Source organism: Sellimonas sp. (assembly GCF_047234585.1).
In the GTDB taxonomy this organism is placed as follows: domain Bacteria; phylum Bacillota; class Clostridia; order Lachnospirales; family Lachnospiraceae; genus Sellimonas; species Sellimonas caecigallum.
In genome coordinates this window covers 1-259 of record NZ_JBKSWG010000018.1, presented here as the reverse complement: position 1 = coordinate 259, position 259 = coordinate 1, and the positions used below count along the sequence as shown (strand labels likewise).

At 38.6% G+C, this 259-nt stretch carries 1 tRNA gene (cut by a window edge); it reads left to right on the top strand.

The features are described 5' to 3' along the window. A tRNA-Ser gene (locus ACLROL_RS08440) sits at positions 1-52 on the top strand; it begins 61 nt to the left of the window's first position. The last annotated feature ends 207 nt before the right edge of the window (positions 53-259 follow it).

The following is a 259-nucleotide window of genomic DNA, read 5'->3' as shown; positions in this document are numbered from 1 at the left end:
AAGGGAGTAGGTCGTTAATAGCGGCGCGAGGGTTCAAATCCCTCTTTCTCCGTTTGTTGTTTCGGAAAAATCGGAAAAACTTGAAAAAGTTCTTGACAAAACGAAATAACAATGATAAAATAACAAAGCTTCAACAAGAAGCGACATCACAAAGCTTGAAAAAAGTCGAAAAAACTTGAAAAAAGTTCTTGACAGAAACGAAGCGATGTGGTAATCTAATATAGCTGTCGCGAGACGGCGAACGGAACTTTGATAACTG